Annotated in this window: 1 protein-coding gene and 1 pseudogene; one reads left to right on the top strand and one right to left on the bottom strand. The window is 55.3% G+C overall.

Annotated features, from left to right (window positions below; genetic code table 11):
- Positions 1-187 (top strand): annotated as a pseudogene (locus RE6C_RS20890) (IS91 family transposase); the annotation flags it as partial.
- Positions 188-587: 400 nt separating this feature from the next.
- Here the strand turns inward: RE6C_RS20890 and RE6C_RS30765 are convergent.
- Complete coding sequence (locus RE6C_RS30765) at positions 588-1,022, bottom strand: hypothetical protein (RefSeq protein WP_081605708.1); 435 nt, start codon at positions 1,020-1,022, stop codon at positions 588-590.
- Positions 1,023-1,652 lie beyond the last annotated feature (630 nt).

The raw sequence follows: 1,652 nt of genomic DNA, 5'->3' as shown, positions 1-1,652 counted from the left end.
GTGGCTGATGCTTGGCTGGACGTTCTGGCTGGGCAGCGGCTACGCGCCGCAAGCGGAACCGTTGACCGTGCCGATGAAGTGTCGCCTGTGTGGCGGTGTCATGCGAGTGATCGAGGTCAGCTACACCTCGTTGTCGTCGCAGGGCATCCGCCCCGAGCATGGGCTGACTTACTACGACAGTGGGTAACGCATGAACCAGGGAAGTGAAATGACCCGACGAATTCGAGCGTCTTCAGGAGGGCGAATGGGGGCGATATGTCGCGACGGCAATCTCAAGCTCAAAACTCATCGGGCAACGAGCCTCAATCCGCTTCCATCCAACTCGTTGCCAGCGAAACTGGCCCAGAGCAAACGGCCGATCAGCAATTCACCAGCTTCAGAACCAACCCGCCTCTTCGTTAGAGAACGCAGCCGGGAAGCAATTCCCAAGAGAGACTCAATCAACGCCTCGCCATTCACCCCCGGGCATCTTGAACAGAGGACTTGAGCTTCGGCTAGGCGACGCGTTCTGAACCGCGACGAACGAAGCAACATGAAAGAGAAAGTGACTCAACCGCCGCATCCACGCGAAGTCAAATCCTTATTGGTTATCCGCCGTTTTCGTCGTCTCTTGGTGTTCCGTCGGGCCGACGCATGGGATACAGCGTGAAGGACAACGAGCAGCCAGCGTCAGCGACGGCAAGAACAATATGTGCCGGAACAGCGTGATTGTACGCCCAGGAATCCCAGCATTCAACACCGATGTTGAAGTCGCGAAAGTAGCAATCGTCAAATTGCCGTTTGGCCGCGGAAGTCAGTTTGGACACGGATTTAAGAATGTGGGGAATGTCGATCGAAGCGTTAGAGTCGCAAGTGTTGAGATCGTGGTCAGATTCAACGGTCATATGCCAGTTGCCATCGTCGCCCAGTGTGCAATGGAGAACGCAGCACGAAGACCGTAGTTCGGATGCAAGCAGTTCGAGTGAAGACCGAGATTTCAGGTCGAGGTCGGTGTTCGAGTACTGTGTCGGGCGGTCAGTCATGGGTGGGAAGCACGATTCGACGGTCCATCAGGATCGAGTGTGCCCAGTCGGATAACGGCGGTCGTCACCGGGCACGGAGAGACGACTTTCCATTCGTAAAACCTTGCAAGCCGTGCTCCGTGTGCACGACATGGTTATCGCAAGTTCGGGCGTGTGTTGAACGAGTCGCCCGCCCAATACGGGTGAATCACCAGTTTAGCGTTCCGCAGGTCGCCGGATCAACAAGCAAGTCCGTATCACGGTCACAGTTAGTCATCGAGGTATCCCCATGATGCGCCGAGTGTCTCGAAATGGGCGCGAACGTCACGTGCCAACGAGTCGTCACCGCGGTTGACGTAAACGATCATGGTGTGTGATTTGTCATTCGGGTCAGGGCCGATCGCGAGTACGGTTCGTCGCCCATTGCATTCACAGATCACGTCGCGAAGATGCGGTTGTTTCGAGCCGAGCCACGAATCTGATTGTTGCGTAAGAGTTAGGCCAATCGCCTCAAGTTCCGAATGGACATCGGCAACATCGGTCGCAGGGATTCGCAGTTGATGAAACGGTTCCATTCGCGTACAGCGTCAAAGTTCAGATGCGATAACGATTGAGTTCACCTGCTTAGCAACGAAGAAAATTTACCTTGCT

It is taken from the genome of Rhodopirellula europaea 6C (assembly GCF_000338295.1).
Taxonomy (GTDB): Bacteria; Planctomycetota; Planctomycetia; order Pirellulales; family Pirellulaceae; genus Rhodopirellula; species Rhodopirellula europaea.
Note: the sequence above shows the minus strand (reverse complement) of the source record. Positions and strands in the feature narration are given on the sequence as shown.